The organism is Limosilactobacillus pontis (assembly GCF_002940945.1).
GTDB lineage: Bacteria > Bacillota > Bacilli > Lactobacillales > Lactobacillaceae > Limosilactobacillus > Limosilactobacillus pontis_A.
The window spans coordinates 150,613-171,535 of sequence record NZ_PNFV01000004.1 but is presented as its reverse complement, the minus strand read 5'-3'; the positions used below and the strand labels follow the sequence as shown (position 1 = coordinate 171,535).

General features: G+C 44.4%; 20 protein-coding genes. 2 read left to right on the top strand and 18 right to left on the bottom strand.

The features are described 5' to 3' along the window. Positions 1–10 precede the first annotated feature (10 nt). The 15 genes from CK797_RS04855 to CK797_RS04785 all read right to left on the bottom strand — a co-directional run bounded on the left by CK797_RS04855 (position 11) and on the right by CK797_RS04785 (position 12,870). Positions 11–1,543: a glutamate--cysteine ligase gene (locus CK797_RS04855; RefSeq protein WP_104688633.1), complete on the bottom strand. Its 1,533-nt coding sequence runs from the start codon at positions 1,541–1,543 to the stop codon at positions 11–13. A gap of 132 nt (positions 1,544–1,675) precedes the next feature. Further along, positions 1,676–2,344, bottom strand: coding sequence for a type 1 glutamine amidotransferase (locus tag CK797_RS04850; RefSeq protein WP_104688632.1), 669 nt, complete (start codon positions 2,342–2,344; stop codon positions 1,676–1,678). A 77-nt stretch (positions 2,345–2,421) separates the two neighbouring features. Further along, positions 2,422–3,543 carry a DUF3114 domain-containing protein gene (locus CK797_RS04845; RefSeq protein WP_225365026.1) on the bottom strand — a complete coding sequence of 374 codons (1,122 nt, stop codon included), beginning with the start codon at positions 3,541–3,543 and terminating at the stop codon, positions 2,422–2,424. A gap of 11 nt (positions 3,544–3,554) precedes the next feature. Beyond that, positions 3,555–3,938: a hypothetical protein gene (locus CK797_RS04840; RefSeq protein ID WP_104688631.1), complete on the bottom strand. Its 384-nt coding sequence runs from the start codon at positions 3,936–3,938 to the stop codon at positions 3,555–3,557. A gap of 67 nt (positions 3,939–4,005) precedes the next feature. Further along, positions 4,006–5,802: an AAA family ATPase gene (locus tag CK797_RS04835; RefSeq protein WP_104688630.1), complete on the bottom strand. Its 1,797-nt coding sequence runs from the start codon at positions 5,800–5,802 to the stop codon at positions 4,006–4,008. A gap of 17 nt (positions 5,803–5,819) precedes the next feature. Continuing rightward, a complete protein-coding gene (locus tag CK797_RS04830) occupies positions 5,820–6,386 on the bottom strand; it encodes a hypothetical protein (RefSeq protein ID WP_104688629.1) in 567 nt (188 codons plus the stop codon). Positions 6,387–6,399: 13 nt separating this feature from the next. After that, complete coding sequence (locus tag CK797_RS04825) at positions 6,400–7,134, bottom strand: hypothetical protein (protein WP_104688628.1); 735 nt, start codon at positions 7,132–7,134, stop codon at positions 6,400–6,402. Positions 7,135–7,145: 11 nt separating this feature from the next. Next, positions 7,146–8,399 carry a hypothetical protein gene (locus CK797_RS04820; RefSeq protein WP_104688627.1) on the bottom strand — a complete coding sequence of 418 codons (1,254 nt, stop codon included), beginning with the start codon at positions 8,397–8,399 and terminating at the stop codon, positions 7,146–7,148. A gap of 85 nt (positions 8,400–8,484) precedes the next feature. Next, positions 8,485–9,111, bottom strand: a complete 627-nt coding sequence (locus CK797_RS04815) for a GyrI-like domain-containing protein (protein WP_104688626.1) — start codon at positions 9,109–9,111, stop codon at positions 8,485–8,487. A gap of 248 nt (positions 9,112–9,359) precedes the next feature. Continuing rightward, complete coding sequence (locus CK797_RS04810; RefSeq protein WP_104688625.1) at positions 9,360–10,313, bottom strand: 2-keto-3-deoxygluconate permease; 954 nt, start codon at positions 10,311–10,313, stop codon at positions 9,360–9,362. Positions 10,314–10,329: 16 nt separating this feature from the next. Beyond that, positions 10,330–11,085: an SDR family NAD(P)-dependent oxidoreductase gene (locus CK797_RS04805; protein ID WP_104688624.1), complete on the bottom strand. Its 756-nt coding sequence runs from the start codon at positions 11,083–11,085 to the stop codon at positions 10,330–10,332. A gap of 335 nt (positions 11,086–11,420) precedes the next feature. Continuing rightward, positions 11,421–11,627: a hypothetical protein gene (locus tag CK797_RS04800; protein ID WP_104688623.1), complete on the bottom strand. Its 207-nt coding sequence runs from the start codon at positions 11,625–11,627 to the stop codon at positions 11,421–11,423. A 22-nt stretch (positions 11,628–11,649) separates the two neighbouring features. Beyond that, positions 11,650–11,970, bottom strand: a complete 321-nt coding sequence (locus CK797_RS04795; RefSeq protein ID WP_104688622.1) for a hypothetical protein — start codon at positions 11,968–11,970, stop codon at positions 11,650–11,652. Between the two features lie 16 nt (positions 11,971–11,986). Further along, entirely contained in the window at positions 11,987–12,250 is a 264-nt protein-coding gene (locus tag CK797_RS04790) for a hypothetical protein (protein ID WP_104688621.1), read from the bottom strand. Between the two features lie 116 nt (positions 12,251–12,366). Continuing rightward, positions 12,367–12,870: a helix-turn-helix transcriptional regulator gene (locus tag CK797_RS04785; RefSeq protein ID WP_104688620.1), complete on the bottom strand. Its 504-nt coding sequence runs from the start codon at positions 12,868–12,870 to the stop codon at positions 12,367–12,369. Between the two features lie 396 nt (positions 12,871–13,266). Between CK797_RS04785 and CK797_RS04780 the strand changes: the two genes are divergently transcribed. Together CK797_RS04780 and CK797_RS04775 are read left to right on the top strand one after the other, a co-directional pair. Then, the gene (locus CK797_RS04780; RefSeq protein WP_104688619.1) at positions 13,267–14,418 is read left to right on the top strand and encodes an ArgE/DapE family deacylase; all 1,152 of its coding nucleotides are present in this window, start codon (positions 13,267–13,269) and stop codon (positions 14,416–14,418) included. 10 nt (positions 14,419–14,428) lie between these two features. Further along, the gene (locus CK797_RS04775) at positions 14,429–15,943 is read left to right on the top strand and encodes a YfcC family protein (RefSeq protein WP_104688618.1); all 1,515 of its coding nucleotides are present in this window, start codon (positions 14,429–14,431) and stop codon (positions 15,941–15,943) included. A 129-nt stretch (positions 15,944–16,072) separates the two neighbouring features. Here the strand turns inward: CK797_RS04775 and CK797_RS04770 are convergent, their stop codons facing one another. The 3 genes from CK797_RS04770 to CK797_RS04760 all read right to left on the bottom strand — a co-directional run bounded on the left by CK797_RS04770 (position 16,073) and on the right by CK797_RS04760 (position 20,578). Beyond that, a complete protein-coding gene (locus CK797_RS04770) occupies positions 16,073–17,389 on the bottom strand; it encodes an FAD-dependent oxidoreductase (RefSeq protein ID WP_104688617.1) in 1,317 nt (438 codons plus the stop codon). 113 nt (positions 17,390–17,502) lie between these two features. After that, entirely contained in the window at positions 17,503–19,146 is a 1,644-nt protein-coding gene (locus CK797_RS04765) for an IS1096 element passenger TnpR family protein (protein WP_104688616.1), read from the bottom strand. Between the two features lie 274 nt (positions 19,147–19,420). After that, positions 19,421–20,578, bottom strand: coding sequence for a CPBP family intramembrane glutamic endopeptidase (locus CK797_RS04760; protein WP_104688615.1), 1,158 nt, complete (start codon positions 20,576–20,578; stop codon positions 19,421–19,423). Between the last annotated feature and the right edge of the window lie 345 nt (positions 20,579–20,923).

The window sequence follows — 20,923 nt, the reverse complement described above, 5'->3', positions numbered from 1 at the left end:
TAACTTTTGTTTATTGTTCTTCCTGGAACGCCTGAGCCTCAGGGAAAACGTTGAGGACAAACTCACGGGCACCCTTGCTGAAATCAAACTCCCCGTTCGGTTGATAGACCTCCTGGTGATCACCAACCGATAGGGTAATTGCGGTTGGTTCCAGACGAGTCTGAACACCGAGCTCGATTGCCGCCCGTACCAAGCGTTGAGCATCGTCAGAATACTCATTGCTAAGGGCCTGCAGAGGGTGCTGGTAGCCGATATTAGCGGTATAACGATCATTGGCGATTTTCAGGCCAAACGACAGGAGATTCCCATTCTCCAGCTGGTCTGCCAATTGGCCACTGATGGTCAGCGACGGATCATCGATTCGCCGCTGGGCAAAGGTCAATGCTAGCCGGTACTCGCGAGGAGCATTGAAATTCTCGACAAAAGTCTGGAGCTCGACCATCAACTCATTGGCCGCTTCCTTCATCCAATTTGTTTCATCCTTAGCCTTCTGGAGCGCCACCTCGTTATTCAGCTTACGAGCCTCGATCAGGCGATGAGCCAGGTTATCCGGTAACGGTGAAACCAAGCTGTCCAGGAGAAGAAGCTCCAAGAAATTGATCGTATCATCACTGATTCCCGTCCGCGACAGTGGATCGAGGTCAAAGTTTCGGAACTCCAGGTAATTGATCCCGTCATTGAGGATCCCCATCAGGTCATTGTTATCGTGGTTATGCCGTCGCATCCGAACCGGCCCGAAGAACTCCTTCAAACTATAGAAGGTTCCGTTGTCGATATAGGATTGAAGTTGCTTGAAGTGTTCTTCTAATGATGCATAGGTCACCTGCTCTGTGGCCAGGTTGTCGTCGCCATAGTTGCTGCAGCGCAGGCTCCGCACAGGCAATTGAAGATCATCTGGGAAACTCTGCGGCATATCCTCGGTGACCGGACTGGCGCCGAAGAGGTAGGTGAAAAGCCATTGATAGAGATAGAAACGCTGGGCCAGCTTGAAGTAGAGGTGGTTTTGGAAGTCAGTCTGGCTCGCGTATCGGTCGGTATAGAAGCGTTGGTAAAGTTCCCGGACCAAATCATTGTCCAGGCTGAAGTTGACGTGAACGTCCCCAAGAATCTCCTGAGCGATCCCGTATTTTTTGCCCAGGTAGTCATGGTTGGCCTGGTCCCACGGCTTGGTAAAGGCTGTCTTAAGATAGTCCAGGTCATTTTGGTAGAGTGGTGCCGGGGCCATGCTCAGTGGCCAGAGACGTTCATCCTCGTGTAGGTGGGCAATCATAATTTGTTCAAGGGCCTTCAAATGACGTACCGCCCGTTTGCTCCCAACAACTGGTTCGGTTTCAAAGTCAATCATATCATCAGTAAAGCCGGAATTTAGGTATAGGTTATGCCGCCGGGAACGCAGATTAACCGGGTACTGGTAACGACTGGCCCGCCCATTCGTCAGTACTCGGTGTTTCTTTACTTCCAATCCAAAGCGACAGGCAAACATCTTGGCGTTCATTGCGGGCTCATTTAATGCCGCCTTGATCGCATCGTATTTTCCAGTCATCGCTTCTCCACCCCCATCTTTTTATCTCGCACTCAACTGTACCACTTTGGGGATATAATGAGCAAGATTTTAATCTATTTCCCAAAATTAAAGGGGACGTTCCTAATAATAGGAAATATCGCCCCAATTCTTTCATTTAGTGATGTAATCCAGTAACTTGAACATCACCGCCTTGTTGGCGGCTGGCACCCCGTGGTCGATAATCTCCTGCGGATCCTGGTGCAAATCATTGTGATCCAGCGGATACTGATTATCGTTAACCGCCATCTCCCGTACATTGTCAATCTGGGGCTCGAAATGGAATTGGAGGCCAATCACATTATCGCCAAGCAGGAAGCCCTGGTTTTTGACCAGATCACTGGAGAACAGCAACCGGGCCTCCTTTGGCACTTGAAACATTTCCTCGTGCCAGTGAAGGGCGGTCAGCTGGTCCGGGACCCCCGGAATAGCATCGGACTGACGATAGACCGGTGCCCAACCAACCTCCTTGTGTGGCGCCTTGGTGATCGCATAGCCTAGCGTCTTTACAATCTGTTGAGCCCCGTAACAAGCGCCGAAGATCGGCTTGTGCTGGTCAAGCAACTGCCTAATCAGCACCCGTTCCTGTTTGATCCAGGGCAGATCATCGTTGGGACTCATCGGGCCACCCAGAACAATCAGGAGATTCGTCGTTGCAGCGGTTGGCAGGTTGCCGAATTGGTAGGGATGATAAACATAAAAGTCATGGCCATGCGCGTGGGCCCAGTCCTGAATCGAACCCGGTCCCTCATTTGGCGTGTGTTGCAAAACATTAATCCGCATGTTGAATCCTTTCCGTCGACGGCAATGTTGGTCTAGGTATCGCCTGCAAGTACCTAAGATGGCCTTATTCTATCACATCAATGGCTGACGTGGTAACGGCGGTATTGTGGAGTCATCAATAAAAAGCGATTGATTCCCCAGTTCCGATTTTCTGGATTGGCGGCGATAAAGGCACGATAGAGCTGGCTTCTGCTAGCAACGGGTACCCTTCGCCAAGCCGAGATGTCATCGGGGCCCTTCACCAAGTCAGTATACGGGCGTGGTGTCTTCCAGTAATGTTTAGCACGAGCCCGGATGCGACTGTCTCGGGGCTGATCAATATCCAGTCGGCGGTGAGATTGCCGATCACGGGGCCAGACGAAGTAGCCGCCGTGAGGGATTCCGTAGTTGAAGGACTCGGTATTTGCTACCTGGTATAGGGCCGCTGGAGAGTAGTGGTCAGGATCACCGTCCACCGCCCCGTCTGGTCGGGTGCGATAAACGTTCCACTCACTGACAAAGTCGCCGGTGTCAATGTTGACGATAAACTCAATCATCCGGGCTGGATTTGCGCGGCGAACGAGGGAATTGCGGCAAAGTTGAACCTTCATGTTTTGCGGGTATGTGAGGGCGCCGTGATAACGGTTATGATAGGCTGCAGCTGTCCGAAAATCGAGGGCAATATGGTGGTCATGGGCAAACTGACAGAGGCGATCAAAGTCCCGGGCGGTTGTTGGCAGATTATTACAATAGGAACGAATGTAATTAATCGCCTGGAGATCTAGGTAGGCCCGGAAGAGGTGGAGGCGGTGCCCCAGCTCATCAGCTCGTAGTCCGAGCGGTCCGATGTAGGCGTCACGAACCAACTGACGAAAGTTGGCATAGAAGGGACTAAGCGGTGACATCGCTGGATTCAAACGGTAGTCATGACTGGTCAGTTGAAGGAAGCCGTCCTGATCAACACAGCTTTGAAGGTGACCATCCAGAATGAGGGTAAGCTGTTGACGGGCGGTCAATCCACTAGCCCGCAATATCTCCATATACAATGAGCTGCCAATGTGATGAGCCTGTTGGAACATATTATTAAGACGCCGATACGTCAGCTGGCTTCGGCTAAGGGCGTTCCAGTAGGTCACGCGAGCAGGGCGTGGCCACCCCTCCCCCGCCAATACGTTAACCTGCCTAACTAATCGACGATTAAGTTCTACTTCTTCATTCATCGTCCTCCCCCTTATTTCCCGGGAAATTTTTTATCGATTGGTGCCGGATGGGCCGCCCTGAGCAGGCGGATATCTGATATTGTCGCGTGTCCATGATTATAACGGGCTGCCGCAAAACGGACCCGCCGCAGGGGTAGCCAACGATCTCCTACCCTTGTTTCTGCTAAGCGGGGCTGGGCATGGGGTCCGTAACCCATGCCGGGGCGAACCCGGTCAAGGCGCCAGCTGGACCAGGTAATCAGCTTGGCTGCCGGAGTGCGTTCGTGCCAACGGGCCTCATAGTGCCAACCTGCTTGCTGCCAAGTATACTTGACCTGACGGTAACCATACTTAATCTGCAGCTGTTGTCGGGCATCCGGTGGAATCGGCCAGGGTGCCGTCTGACGAATGAACACGTAACCTCACCTCTTTATTATAAATAAAACGTTCTGGACAGCGAACTGACCAAAACGTTTCTTATTACTATTTTAATTCATCCCCGGTCAAGAACGGCAGGGGATCGTCATTGAGCGGTGGCAACGGCGCAGTTGGTTGACTATCACTAGTTGCTCCCTTCCCCGCTGTCCTTGAACCATCACTAAGGCCATCACCGCTAAACGCCCGCGTAATATCGTCGGCCCATACTTGGTCAAGCGGGTGGCCTGGATTTTGACTAATCGCAACCGCAATTTGCCGTAATAGCAAGTCATTCTGATTCCGAATCCACCGGCCATTACTATGATCGTTACTATTCTCATAGTGTTCTTGAATAAGCTGATTGTAGAGTGTCTCAGTGCTAGGCTGGTCAAATTGCATCTGCTTACCACGAAGCTGTAGACGCCCAATTGCTGCAATGTCCGCAGCGCTGTAGTCTTCAAAATTAAAGACATTTGGAACCCGTGACTTCATTCCCGGATTTTGCTGAAGCAGCTTCTCCATGTCATCGGTGTAACCAGCAAAGATAATCATCAGCTTATCCCGGTTGTCCTCCATATACTTCATGATACAGTCTAGTGCCTCTAAGCCAAATGAATCATCACTGCCATGAACAAGGTCGTACGCCTCATCAATAAACAGGACCCCACCAGTCGCCTTCTCCAAGATTTTTTTCGTTTTCGTGGTTGTCTGCCCGACGTATCCGGCCACCAGGTCACCCCGATCAACTTCCACATACTTACTTGTTGGCAAGATCCCCTCTTCATGCATAATTCGCCCAACGAGACGGGCAACCGTAGTTTTCCCCGTTCCCGGATTACCTTCAAAGAGCGAATGAAATGAATTGCTAATTGGAGTCAGGCCAGCCTGCTTCCGCCGCTTGTTCATTAGGGCCATTTGAATAAACTCAGTTACCTGTTTCTTAACCGTCGCCAGGCCGATTAATTGTTGAAGCTCGGCCACCGCCTCATGGTCCGACTGATGATCACCATCTTGAAAGGGGTTACGCTGGTCAGCACCAGCTAATTCCACCTTACCCTCTTTAACGTCTACCCAGGGCTGGTACTCATATTGTTCCGGATCTGCAACATTACCGATGATCTGACCACTAGACATCCCCAGCGGGCTCACTCCAGCAGAAAGCTCATCTGGCAATTTAAGATTCTTCACCATGATGTTACCTTGGTTAGCATAAAGCAACCACTTCTTACCCTTTAATTTCTCATACCATTCAGACTTTGGGCCAAAAGATATGTGGCCCTTATCCCCAGGATGATCATATAGCTGTAAATTAGTAGCTGCGACGTTCCAGCCATTTACGAGAATCTCGCCAGCTGATACATCAACTAACGATATGCTTCCGCCATTGTATAAGAATAAGCCTTGTAATTCGCTGTTACTAATATTAGCTTGAACGCCTTCATAACAGCGAATTCCTCCCCACGAAGGGTAATTAACCGTAACGTTATCCATTACTAGTTTAGCATTTGTATCACATCGTAATGGGTAGCACTCTTCCGCGTCAAAGGATCCTTGCCGCGTCATTTTCACATCACGAAGCAATAACACAGAATCATTAAAAACAATTACGCCATCAAGATAATCAGCATTACACATCGTTAAGTTCTTAAGGATTAGGTGGTCATTTGTACCAACTTTTCCAATCAGGATTACGTCATCTGGGGAATCCCCAGTTCCAACGATGGAGCCATTGAACGTATAAATTTTATCTGCATCTTCCGGAATTGGTAAATTGTAGGTTCCTGGGGCCAGTTGGAGATCGCCGTCGCCCCTCAAAAATGCATGTTCGAAATCAGCCTGCGTACTAATCACCGTGTTCGACATATCGGTATCTTCCCCTCCTATTCACCATGCTGCAGACGAAGCAGCCGACCAAGATTATCACGCGTATCAGGGTCGAAATAGTGCTTCTTGTGAATCCAGACCGGGCCATCATTCGGGGTAATCGCCAAAATATCAATTGGTCCGCCCACCGTCGCATAGTGGTCACCATTATACTGGCGTTCAAAACTGGTAACCTTTATCATGGTCTCCGCAATTTCGGCAAGCTCGGGGATGTTCAACATTGTTATTTCTGCGGCGAACGGGCCTCCGTAGGTAGAGTATAAGTAACCAGTAATCTGTTGCATTATCCGCTGCTTGACGTCACTCGGCAGGTCGGTCTTATTCATCAGGGTATCTTCCATCTCGCCATAGATATCATCACTGATTCCAAAACGAAGGGTATTCGCTACATCCGTCTGTGCAAGCGGTAAGAAAATGCTTCGCTGAATGCTGCCATCAGCTTCCTGCTGACCAACCTGATCAATATCGGCGACGGTATAAATCGGGTGAGTCCCGACACAGCCATAGATATTAAGCTGCTTGAGGACTGGCCAATTATCCTGACTGCCATAACCAGCAATCACTATCCCGGAGGTGCTATTCCAATTCCAGTTTCCAGAACTCAGTCCCCCAAAAAAGAATATAATACATTGCCCGAAGCCATAAGAGCCGCATTGTATCGGTAAAAAGACCATGGTAATTATTATCGCCGCTCAGTTCTAGATTAATCTGTTGCGCGTAGTACTTCATCAGCTTGACGATGATTCCCGCCGATTCAGGCTGATTTTGGTTAGTGCGCATCAGCGAGTCAGTATAATCGTTAAGAAAATCGCTTTCGGAATAATCATTAACGGCCAAACGCTGGTTGTCAGTTTGATGATAATTATTAATGATGTTTTCTAAAGCCGTCTGTACATATCCAGCCACCTCATCACTATTACGATTTTCGGTAAGGAAGTTTTGACAGAGGCTATACGTTAGTGAATCTGCAACTCGGTAAATGGTCGACCGACGATCCGTTACGGGAAGGTTAACCAGTTGTTCCTTGCAAAGGTAATTGAGAAAGGCGGCCTGATAATCCGTAACGTGCGGCAAGCGGTCACTGCCTACTTGACGCTGATAATGATTAAAGAGAACACTCCACGGAGTTCCTTCATATGAGGCATTACCATACGTGAGAAGTCCAATATAGTGCTGCCAGCCAAGGGTATACAATTTCTGGGCGGAGTCATAAATTGCCTGGACCTGCCCCCTATAATCTGTTTCACTAACGGCACTATCTGCCGCAAGGACGATCCCCGCCTGGTTACCAATACCAATTTCTGCTGTCATGTTGGCGCCTCCTAATTTTCTGCATTGCCATGCCGGGTGAGCAATGCTGGATTCAATTGATAATCAATGTTTTGTTGCCGATGAAGCCAGACAACACCATCCTGATAAGTAATAATCACGGTCTCAATATCGCCGCCCACGCCAGCGTTTCGAATCATGAAGCGCGAAACAAAGCTATTGACTTCAACCATTGTCCGCGACATGCGGGCTAGCTCACTCGGGCTAAGGTTGACGATGGTTTGCTGAATCCCTTGATTATGGACAAGCATCGAACGGCGAACCGCGCCCAACACCCGTTGTTCATCATTTTCTTGCATCCCGTTTTCTTCTAAAATCTGTTTAATACGGTTGAAGGAAGTATCAGCCATCCCGCTTTGCAACAGCTGTGCCCCAATCGACTGTTGCGTATAGGTCGAAACCGGGCTAATCAGCTGGGCATTATTCTGGTTAATCGTTTCCACCTCGTCCGTGGTTGTAAGAATTCCCTGTAAATACCCATAAATATTCAATAATTGGAGACTACCAAAGCATTCCTTGTTTCCCATCCCAGCGAAAACAATTGAAGCCTGGTTGCCACGCATACCGACGGTCATAATGTGATAGATCGCGTCAAAAATTTGCGGGTACTCATTTGAGAAGATACTCCGCTGCTGGTCTAATTGACTCGGCTGTTGCAGCTGGGTGGCGAAACTGCCACCATTCGTCTGTGGACCGTAGCTAAGTAATTCCTTAAGCCACTCACTGGCAACTTGCCCGACCTGGGAACCGTACTGCTCAATAAAGTCTGCCTTGCTGATTTCACAAATTGTCGGATCGCTCTTCTGTGGTTGCCACCGTTGCACAAGCTGGGCTACCGCTTGATTGAAGAGTTTTTCAAACGGGTATTGCTGGCCATGATTCTGAAGATTCTGCTGATAAAAGTTGTATAAATCATTAAGTACAAACCGAACATTGTCACGAAGGTACCATTCATCGGTTAACCCTGATTGCTGATCGTTTAAGAAATCTGCAAAAGCGACGGGGTAGTCGGTTAGCTTGTCTAATGGCTGATCATCCAGTTGATGAGCAAAGCGTTGGATTAGAATTTCAACCGGAATGTTCATGAACTTATCAAAGCCACGAGAAATTGCGACAATCTTATGTTGCCCACCAAGGGGAAATATCCGATTAACGCCCCGATATTCCTCTCCCTGTGAACTTGCTTCCATGGTATCCATTGAGACCGCAATTCCGCGCTGGTTAGCTAAAATAAAACCTGATGCCATTAACAATCCCTCCTTACACAAATCACTTTAATTTTACTACGAACGATCTGGGTTGTGTATTACCCGGGAAATAAGTGCAGTAAAATTATTTCACCGGAATCCGAATCACCGTCTTGCGATTTTCCGGCTTGGTACGACGCGGATCGGAGAGGTAGATCTCATGGTGGCGCCGGGTGGCTGAGTAGTCACACTGGAGGTTATTGTCCGCAACAAACTGGGTCAGCTTGGCAATGGTGGCGGGCTCATCATCGTAGACGCCAACGTGCATAATCTGAGCGCAGCGACCCTCGGTGAGGGTAAGAAGCTTAACGCCAGTAAGGTCAAGCTGCTTCTTAGTACCTGCTGTCTGGACCGCCCAGTCAAAGGTGGCAGAATCAACAAAGTCCGGCATATGAATACAGGAGATGAAGTGAAAGCGGTCCTTACGGGTGAAGTCAATCGGTTGGCTGCCTTCCTGCCACCAGAAGCCCTCTAGCGGTGGTACGACAAAGTCAAAGTAACCCGGAATTTGATGGGGCCCCTTCTTGCTCATCTTAATGGTGTAGGCCACACTGTAGAGGGATTGAATTGAATGTTTATACTCACTATCTGGTAAGTTTGGATCGCCCTGACCGCGCACGGAGATGTACTTCATTGCGGGCACATCAACAAGGGCTGGCCGCTTTCCCGGATGATATAGAGTGCGTTGTTCTTTTTTGAAATCGTATGGCATGGTATTGCCTCCTTTGCATTTATTTTAGTACTTTAGTAGAGAAATAGAAAAAGCTCATTCCTAATTTTAATTATCACAAGGAATGAGCTCATTATTAATATCACTTATCTGATTCGATTTTTAGCATATTGATCTAAATAAAACCATTAAAATCTTATAACTTAATAATGGCGTTAAAACTTCCAAACAACAAATTCCTAATCCATAAACAAAAAATCAGCGTTCTTATAGAAACTTAACTATCAGGCTCAGGCCTTCTGAGTTGCTTTCTTTTTATTATACCGAGCAACCCAAGCAGTTAAAATTGGCGTTAAAATCGCAGTAACTACCACAGCGGCAGTAATTTGAGCAGTTGCCGTCCCAACGACTGATTTGTAGCTGGCATCAACGGTCGCTAATGCAGCTGGGGTTGCCATATTTGCACCAGCACAACTAGAGATTGCAGCACCAGCGATTCCAGATCCCCCAGTCAGTCGGTCAGTGAAAATCGTAAAAATACCACCAACAAATGTAACAATAAAGCCTAAGATAATACCCGACAACCCACCAGTAAATATTTGCTGAAAAGTCATCGTACAACCTAATGCAAATCCAACAACAATAATTGATGCATTCGTTCCATCATTTAGAATCTTCTTAACCGTTGGAAATAGGTTGGCTAAAATCATACCTATTAATAATGGAAGGATCGTAGCAACTAATGTAATGAATGAAAAAGAGGCTAATCCAGAGGAAGCTAAGGCAATCATTGTAATATAAGGACCTACAGCAAGTATGGTAATTCCGACAGCAGCCTGGTCAATATTATCACCAAAGTCATGGACAATTCCGGCATACATAGCATTATTAGCACATGACATTGCTCCAATAATTGCTAATGCACTTAGTCCAAGAAAATTATTATTAAGAACTTTACCGACAAACAAACCAAGTGCAACTGCAACGATAACCTTTGTCAGAATAATCGTTCCACCACGCTTGATTGCGGCACCTGTAGATTTGAAAGAAATGGAACCACCAATAACGAAAAGGAATGCCCCGACAAGTGCACCGGAACCTTGTGCTAATGGAGTGGTAAAGCCACCTATTTTCAGCCATGAAGGAAAGATTGAATTAATGCAAGCACCAATAAACATGGGGATAATAATATTTCCACCGGGAATAGAGATTTTTTTCTTTGTTAATTTTTTAGTAGAACTCATAGTTATCGATCCCTTCTTAGCCATCCATCACAATACCACCGTCGCAATCACCGATTTCTCCGGTAATAAAGCTAGCTGCATCACAACCAAAGAAGAGAATCATTTGTGCAATTTCAACTGGCTCAGCTGCACGTCCTAGCGGAATCATACCAATTACTTTAGCATTCTTTTCTGGATCTTCTGATAGCGAAGTTGTCATTGAGGTATGAGTGAATGAAGGAGCGACCGCATTAGCAGCAATACCATATTTCCCACCTTCCTTGGCAATAGCTTTGGTAAATCCATTTAATCCAGCTTTAGAAGATGCGTATGCCACAGTTCCCAGTAATCCGCCACCAATCTTACCAGCAACAGAAGAAACATTGACAATCCGGCCACCACCATTGTCCTTAAAATGCTGCCAAATAGCATGAACAGTGTTATATGGACCAGTCAAGTTAATCTTAATCGTCTGATCCCATTCCTCTGGTGGCAGATCGTCAAAGGATTTAGCACTGATGATCCCAGCAACATTGATAAGAACGTCAACTTTACCAAAATCATCAATAATTTTCCTAAATTGTTCATTAACTTCGTTACGATTTCCTTGATCTACATGATAGGTTTTAACCTTACCATTAAACTCCTCAGCGGTTACTTTAGCAGCTGTGTCATCAATATCTAATAGAGCAACTTTACCACCACCATTAACGATTCCCTTAACGACTTCCTTCCCAATGCCCTTAGCACCACCGGTTACAATTGCATTTTTACCTTGGTAGTCATAAATCATTTATCTCACCTCTTCTGAACATTAGGTATTTCATTAAATTATTGTGTAAACGTTTACAAGCCGATATTATCACTTATAAAGTAATTAATCCATAAAGACTTATAATAATGTATTTTTATAAGTCTTTAGGCCCATTAATGGTATATTATTCTATACATTAGTATAGAATAATAATGTAATTGCTATTCTAAGTTAATTTATCTTTTTATATGTTAGGACTTAAATCCCAAGTTTGTGAATCTTAAGGCAAGTATTATTAACGCTTCCTGTTAATTTCAGATTTTAAATATACTAAAAAGCCAGCCCCGGTAATCCCGGCGACTGGCTCTTTCCTATTATTTAGTTCGACTAACCTGAATCTGCTGCTTCTTTAGGTAAATGTGATCAACCTGATAACCATAGTCCAGTAGCTCCTTCTTGTACTGCAAAAAAGAGTGGTCAAGTGGAACACCTGTTACCCTTTCAACCTCACTAAAAGGGATCATTAACTGATCCTGTCCGCTATCGGCAATACACTTCCACAATTGATTGTATTTGCTCATTTCAAAGTTCTCCTCACCATTACTAGACAATTCTCGCAATAATCTGATCAAATTCGTGGCTGAATGTCGTCTTCTGCAGGTGACTACTGATGAAATATACAATTGCCCGATCTTGTTTCACCATAAACGCTACTCTAGCAGAGCCAATTTTCCCAAGATTCAGCCGAAACTCATAGACACTTTGCCCGGCAACCTTCTTCCTAGTCGCCAGCTTAACCTTAGTCATCCCTGTTGAAGCTTCTCTGGCAATAGCAGTACCAATCATTTTCTCCACGCCTTCTCGCTGGCGTTGATGTTTCTTAAAGAAGGACTTGCAGCCGCGTTCATAAAACTCCACTTGCATTTTCTCCTCCTATTATTTAGCTCAGGTACACCCGATGACTACGCGGAAATTCTCGCTTAAATGCCGTTGTCACCGCATGCTTAGCTTTCCCGCCTGGCAACCGATAGATCTGAGTGGCGACAACATAACCTTGCTCAATCAAGGTTAAGGTCCCATCCCGGGTTTCGATTGTCAAGGAACGATCCTTCTTCTTGGTCAGCAGACAGATCCGCTGAACGGTCGTTCCTTTTAACGCTCGCTTGAGAATCGCTTTGGCTTGTTTAATTGGTATTTCACGCATCCAATCAGTCTCTTCTCGTAATTATTAGTGTCAGCAATAATTCCCGATCGTTTCCTGGAAAATATCTTTACCCGATGTTACTTTCACTCAATTAAGTATAGCACAGTAGGTTATTGCTACTTGTCCTTATCGACCCGGCTGGCCGTTAGTGGAAACTTGTGATCAAGTTTAGGATCGATCTTCTTGATTATTAGACATTTCTTTAACGGTCCCATCATAATCCAGGCACCAATCCATAAAATACCCATTAAAGAAGAATAGATGTCATTGTGTACCAAGGGAAATAATGCTCCCCACGCCAACATTACAATGATAAAAATTGCTGAGTAAAGGTGCTTAAAGGTCCGAAACTCATCATGGCGAGCCTGAAGCTGGTATTGCAACTGTTCATCCGCCGATTGGATCTTCTCCTGCTGCTCCTGCGTAGTATCAGTATGTGGAAAGAGGTCGCCGACCGCGACACCCAGTGCCCCCGCAACCAAGTTTAACGTTGAAATGCTGGCATCATCCCCGGCCTCTAGCCGTTGAATTGTCCGCACCGATACCTGGGCCTTTTCCGCCAGCTGCTCCTGTGACAAGTGACATGCTGTCCGTAGCTCTTTGATCTTATTTTTTACCATAGATTCTCATCTCCTTAAATTCTACCTCTATGATAAGAGTTCTATGGCTAATTGCCACGACAATTACCCGTCAGGAAACCGCCAATTACCCGCCAGCAATATTTCCCGGGAAATACAAATAGCCATCAAGTTCACAACGAGTTAGTTCCCATGATGCAGATTTTGTGTGGTGACTCTGATATGTATCCTGCTCCCATGATTACTATACTTGGTAACGCAATAGGCTGAATCTTCTTAAATGAATCGTGCCAAATAGATGAACGATCATGGCTGCTAAATAATATTAATAGTTTTTTGTGTATTGATTTGTTCTCTTATTGATATATAGATATCATATTGACTAAATAGTGACATGAATAAAGTTATTAGCATCAACAGCTATTGGGAGGGGCTCTTATGGAAAAGGATAAGCAAATCGCAATTCTTTCAAAATTAATTTCTATCAAATCGGTTAATGATAACGAAGCAGAAGTTGCCGACTACATTGAATCACTATTCAAGCCATATGAGGATCAGGGTGTCCAGATCGACCGCGTTCAATATGCCCCTGGCCGTGATAACCTGGTTATCACAATTGGTTCTGGTGAGCGAATGTTAGGCTTTTCTGGACATGAGGATGTTGTCTCTGAAGGGGACGCTAGTCAATGGTCATTCGATCCATTCAAGGCCACGATTAAGGAAGGTAAACTCTATGGTCGTGGCGCAACAGATATGAAGAGCGGCTTAGCAGCCCTAATTATTGCCATGCTCGACATGCTCGATAACAATAGCGTCCCTGGTAAGATCCGCCTATTATGTACCGTTGGTGAAGAAACCGGTGAATACGGCGCCGCCCAGTTAACTAAGCAAGGGTATGCCGATGGATTGGCCGGCTTGATTATTGCTGAACCCGGTAACAACATGTCCGAAATTGGTTACACCTCTAAGGGGGTCGTTGACTATATTGTGACATCGGTTGGGAAACAGGCTCACAGTTCCCAACCCCAAAATGGCATTAATGCGATTGATCACTTGGTGGACTTCGCTACCCAGGTTAAGCCACTGATGGCAAAGTTTGATAAGGTTAACCCAATCTTAGGCAGGCTGACACACGTCCAATCCGTATTTCAAGGCGGCTCCCAGATCAATTCTGTTCCCGCCAAGGCAATCATTAAGGGTAATATCCGAACCATTCCAGAATACCCAAACAAGGTGGTTTTCAATGCCTTAAATAAATTAGTGGACAAACTTAACCAAAAGCCTGGTTACAATCTGAGTATTCGTTATAGCTTCCCCGAAGAAGCTATGCCGGGGAATAAGGATGCCCCATTGATTAAGCTGATGGAAAAGGTTCATGATGAAATCTTTGATGGCCCAGTAAAAGCAATTGGTCAAGCTGGTGCCTCTGATGGGTCGGAATTCTTACATGGTAAAGGCAACTTTACGATTGCTGAAATTGGGCCAGGCAACAATACGCAACACCAAACCGATGAGTACGTTGAAATTGACATCTTTCATAAGTCCGTTGACTTTTACAAACAAGTAGCTAAGGAATTCTTTGCCGATTGAGGTGAACCAAATGGAGAAGCAAGTAAAAACTAACCATAAATTCCATATGCCGTCAGCATTTACGATTTTATTTATGCTGATCGTACTGATTGCTGTCCTAACCTGGATTGTTCCTGCCGGTGAATATCAGGTTGATTCCGCTGGAAACATGATTTCCGGGACCTATCACACGGTTGCCTCCCATCCTCAGGGAATCTGGGATGTCTTCATGGCACCGATTATTGGGATGATCGGTAACAAAGCCACCACGGGAGCAATCGACATTGCCCTCTTTATCCTGGTCATTGGTGGCTTTTTGGGCGTTGTAAATAAGACTGGTGCTCTAGATGACGGCATTCGGTCCATTGTTACCAATTCCAAGGGGCACGAAAAACGGCTAATCGTTATTTTGACCATTATCTTCGCTATCGGTGGATCCACCTATGGAATGGGTGAAGAGACCCTAGCCTTCTTCCCATTGATCGTGCCGATCATGATGGGAGTTGGCTATGACTCCCTTGTCGCAGCCGGGATAATTATCCTGGGGACCCGGGTTGGAGATTTAGCCTCAACAGTTAACCCGTTCTCAACCGGGGTTGCTTCCGGAATCATTAAAATATCCCCAGGCTCAGGCCTCGGCTCACGGATTATCCTTTTGGTGATTGTGACCGCCCTAACCATTGGTTTTATTCTCCACTATGCGAACAAGATTAAGCAAGATCCAACGAAATCCCTGGTTTATAAACAACGGAAAGCGGATATGAAATTCTTTGAAGTTGCGGAGCGAAGCAGTAAACCGCAACCGTTAACGAAGGTTCAGAAACATGTTCTAGTCGTTTTTGCTCTAACTTTTATCATTATGATTGTTGGTCTAGTACCATGGACCAGCATTAATAAATCCTGGACGTTTTTTGACACCTTTACCAAGTGGCTGACCAGTGTGCCATTCTTGGGTAACTTCTTAGGTGCGGACATGACCGCACTGGGTAGCTGGTACTTCAATGAGATCACGATGCTGTTCCTATTCATGTCAGTGGTAATCATGTTTGTTGGTCATATCAAGGAAGCTAATTTTGTTGATTCCTTTATGAAGGGAATGTGTGAACTGCTAAACGTTGCCATTATTGTTGCCGTTGCCCGGGGGATCCAGGTAGTGATGAACAATGGTAAGATCACAGGAACGATCCTTCACTGGGGTGAATTATCATTGAGCGGAATGCCAAAAGCCGCCTTTATCATCTTTGCCTTTATCTTCTTTATTATCCTATCCTTCCTGATTCCTTCTAGTTCTGGTTTGGCTGCAGCCACGATGGGCATCATGGGATCACTAGCCCACTTTGCCCACGTGGATGGCAGCGTACTTGTTACCTCATACCAGGCAGCGACCGGTTTGATTACTGCGGTGACCCCAACGGCAGGAATGTTAGTCGGCGCCTTAGCTCTTTCACGGATCCCCATTACGGTTTACTGGAAGTGGGTTTACAAGTTTATCCTATTACTCATCCTTGTTACCTGCGTATACCTAGCAGTGCTGACAATGTTATAGAAAGTTATACCATTTAAAATAGCGTGGCCACGGTTTGAAAAAACTATGGTCACGCTTTTACTTAGGTAATTTTGTTTACCAAAATCCCTTATCTAGTTAGGACTTTATCCAACTAATATAATTTTGATCTTATTTAAATAGGTCATTGAACGCTTCCGTCATCGTCGGATGTGTGTAGATTTGTTCAGCCAATACTTTAGCTGGAATGTGATTATTAATAGCCAGTGAGATCGTATTAATCAATTCGTGACTTTCTGGGCCGTACAAAGTTGCACCCAGGATCTCACCATTGTCAGGATCAATCAGCGCCTTAAATAATCCTCGGGGATCCTTAAGGACACGTGCTTTGGGGATCGCTGCCACGGGTAGTTTCTTCAATTTGTACTTGACGTTACGTTTTGTGGCTTCTTTTTCCGTCAAGCCGACTTGCGACAACGGTGGCGTAATGAATGCGGTGGTTGGTACGTTAATCCGATTACTAATGCGGCGTTGACCATCCCCATATAGTTGATCACGAATAATCCGAAAGTCATCCAGAGAAATATAGGTAAATTGAGGACCGCCCTTAACGTCACCGATTGCCCATACATTATCAACGTTTGTTTTGAGATAGTCATCAACAATTACGTTACCACGTGGGTCTAATTGAATATCAGTATTCTCCAATCCTAATTCTGCAGTATTAGCATGCCGACCAGTAGCAACAAGAATTCGGTCTGCAGTAATCTCGTGGCGACTGTCAGTTTGTTCATAGGTAACCACATGATCCGCGACTTGATTTACCTGTGCATTTAACACCAATTCAATGCCTGCTTGCTGTAAATCCTGCTTGACTGCTTCCCGAATATCATCATCTTCTCGTGGAAGAATGTCAGAATGATTATCCAGAACGGTCACTTTAGAACCATACGTAGCAAACATAGAAGCAAATTCTAAGCCAATATATCCGCCGCCAATGATAACCAAGCGCTGAGGCAGTGAAGTTTGTTCCATGGCTGCCGTCGAATCTAGAACGGCAGAACTTTCTTGTAAGCCCGGGATATTTGGAATAATCGGCTGCGCACCTGTATTAATAAAAATACGCTCACCGGTAAATTCTTGAACCCCATCATCAGTGGTAACCGCAATTTGATGGTTACTAGTAAAACGAGCCGTTCCATCCAACACCGTTACTGTTTTTTCATCAGCTAGCATATGATAATTCTTGTTTCGCAACATGGCAGTCATATCATTCTTACCGTCGACGGCTTCAACAAAGTCCACACCATTAGCTGCTTCAATGATTAACCGCTTAGATGGTAGGCAGGCAATGTTAATACAAGTACCACCATACATTTGCTTAGACTTTTCGACAACTAATACTTCTTCGCCCTTTTGAGCAAGAAACTTGGCTAGTGTTTTACCACCCTTACCAAAACCAATAATGATATTTTTCACTGTCTGCATAATGGGGCTCTCCTTTTACTTACTTTTTATAAGTATATTATACTATAGGGAGATTGACGTGACTACTATGGAGCTCCTGAAATAATTTCCAGTCGTGTATAGAGACTTTCATCTCATTCTTCAAGTATCCGCAACTGGTGATTAAGTTCATTAATATCAACCTTATCCAGGTCAATTAATTCACCACCGAGCCATTCTTTAATTGCCGGATCAACCCGACCATGCAGGTAGTCTTGGTAATAATTTTCTAATCCACCAACACCGCCAATTCCTTCAATGATGCCATAACCATGGGCATCCACCACAATTGGCTGATAGCCAACATAATTAGCAACTGTTTTACTAATTTTAACGTTAAATACCCAGTCATCCCCATAATCGTAATGGAATACTAGCTGATCGCCTTTATTTAACATTGAGACTGTCGCTGCTTCGGCATTAACAACATTATATTTCCCACCGCCTGGTAGAAAGTCCTCATCAATAAAATCAGGTAGGATAAAATAGTCACCACTTTGTTTATTAACAAGATCATACATATGTTCAAAATTACCATGGAATATTTCAATGATCACTGCTTGCAAATTAGCAATCGGCTGATCGCCAGCAATGTAAAACTTCCTCGACATCAGTGGCTTAAAGTCATTCAAGGTAACTGTAACTTCATATGTTAATCCTAACCGTTCAGGATGAATGGATTGCGATCTATCTTGACCTTCTTGATGATTAAACTCCTGAAGGTCAGTAAAGAGCTGATCAATCTCATCGTCACTTAGTTCGGTTATTTGATCACCGGACGTTTCGCCCAAATTAAGATCAAAAGTTTCCAATGCACCCTGCATATTGTCCACAACGTGTTGCGTCGTCGCCTGACTAACAATTCCCGTGCGGCTCAAGAAGGTAAAGAACCGTTCGAAAACCTCGATAGGAAAGTCATCCTGCCCAGCCATCAGAATAAAACAGTAATAGACATTCACCAATGCTAAGTTAGTGGTTACCAAGCGAATCTGTTCATGCAGCAAATAGTCGTTGAGGTAACCCTCCAGCACAGCGCGGGCTGCCCCATGGTTGATAATCATCTCACCATCCCGGCTCTTAAGAAAATGGTTGATCATCTTTTGATTATTCTTTTTAATCGCTGTTACAACAGTTGGGTTATCTGTGGAGAGTTCACCCGTAAATTCCTGCCAGTCCCGTGGATCACGAAATCGGGGTTTAACTGTGCAATATTTTGCACCAGACCGGGGCTTAGCCACCTTAATCGGTACTTCTTCATTAACGATTTGGCAAAAATGGTTTAGCACCTGGCTCCCCTGTTCACCGAGCATCGTAATCAGGAAAAGAGAAAGGTCACTCATGAACATATCTTCCGGTAGTTGAACACCTGCTTTGGTTACCTTTGTAATCTCTGCTTGGTGATCGTGGATACATTGTTTATATACCGCAATCATTGAGCTTGTTTCATCTGGGTTATAACGATACTGAACGGAATCCACTACTCGATCGAAAATACGGTCTTGTTGCTTCTCCGTCAGGAACCCCATGGAGTAAAGAACGCCCGCAAAAACTTCAGTGAAGGAGGATAGCTCTTTAGTAATCACTAACAGCCCCGTTAACTTTTCAACATGGAGGTAGTAGGTCTGACCTTCAACATTAATTGGACTGATAAACCAGGTTTTTAAGGGTTTCCGCGCCTGAGCGCCCTTTTCGTTTGTCAATTGGGACGTTAAGTCATCCCCAAAATTTATCTGGGTCATTGTTTTTCTCCTTTAACTTGTCCAACAAAAATATATTACTAATTTTAGTCCATCTATCATATCGTCGTTAAATTTTGAGTATTGTATCACGGTATCCAGTATTTTTCATTTATATTTGAGAAATTCATTCAGTAATAATTAGACAAAAAATAGCTCTACTAAAAGATACTAAAAATCACCATCTTCCAACGTATATGAATCTCACGTTCAAAGATGGTGAAGTAATTAAAGTTAAGATATAACCCGTGATATAGTTTCCTACCGTTTTTATAAACTACTTGTCGTTTCCTCTAGATATTAATAGCTTAGCATGTTTTTCCATTACTTGATGCCTCTTGCCAAACATCATCCAAATCAGTAATACCAACATCAAGAAAGTTAAATTAATAACTGACTGATACTCACTCAAGGTAATATTACCACTCAATGACGAATCGCCAGTAGCACTATATGAAAGCAAGTCCATCATAAAATGAATTACAATAACAAGCTCTAAATGGCCCGAATATAAGAATAATAATGAGAAGAAAATACCTGATACAGCGGTAAAACAAAATTGGTAGATCGTTAACGCCAACCCCTGACCTGTCAGGTTTAAGAAATGAAACAGGCCAAAAAGAAGCGAACTACCAATAATGGCAATCGGTATTCTTAAGCTTAGTTTCCTAACAAAATACAATAACAAGGTCAAAATACCAAATCGGCACAATACTTCTTCACCGATTCCCGCTTCCATTGCTTCTAACAACAATTGCCAAAAGCGCAGTGAACTTAATTTAGCCCAAGTATTGATGTTCACTAGATTACTGTATATGAACAAGGCAACTAGTATGGCAAAAACTGAAATCACTAAAACATTATCTTTGGAACGGTTCTTAATTAATATAATTGGATCACCAAAGTGCCAAGCCTGCATTGTTTTTATTAGACCAATCGAATACGCAACTGCACCAATCAGACCAGTTGAAAAGAAGGCCCCAAACCAAGGATTAGTCGAAGAGGTTATTCCAAAATAAGCTAATGGTGAAATCGCTATCTGGAAGAAATAAATAAGCCAGAATAGCCGTAAACCATTGTTCTTAATTGGAGCAATAAATTGCTGAATATATGGAAAAAATGATATTGTATACCAAACTAAAATACAGAGACTGACTACCGGCATAATTTTAAAAGGGGTAATGAGTGTTAATAAAGTCCCAGCCGTATATGAAAAAGCAAATGGTTGGAATAGTATCTGAACAATCACATTTACTTTACGAATTGTTCCTGATAGGCAGAAGTATTCATCAGTCAAATATGCTCCCAAAATAATTATCAAAACGATAGCCGTAACAAACCTCGAAGGTTGAGTTAAAAGGCTAATAATTTGTATTCCGATTATTACCACTATTTGTAAAATATAGCCGTACCTAATACGTTTATTAGATTTCATAATGGTCTCGCCTCATTTCTCACCTTCAATTATACAAAACCATGGAAGGTCAAGAAAATGCTTAGTAAAATGAGCAAATATTTAGGCGGTAATTACTGTTTCCCTGCTAAAATTACCCTTTTGCGCCCACTATAAATCGCCCAAATTACCTATTTTATGTCCCCCACTTCCTTTTTACAAATTGGGCATCTGCACACACAACCAAAGAATCCGGCACACTTTCTATTCAACCCACTAGCCCCAAACACTAATTCCAATCATCAAGGAAGAAATTAGTACACTTTCAATTTATTAAGAATGTCGTAGTACCGGCGTTTGTTACCTACTTATCTGTACGTTCAAGCA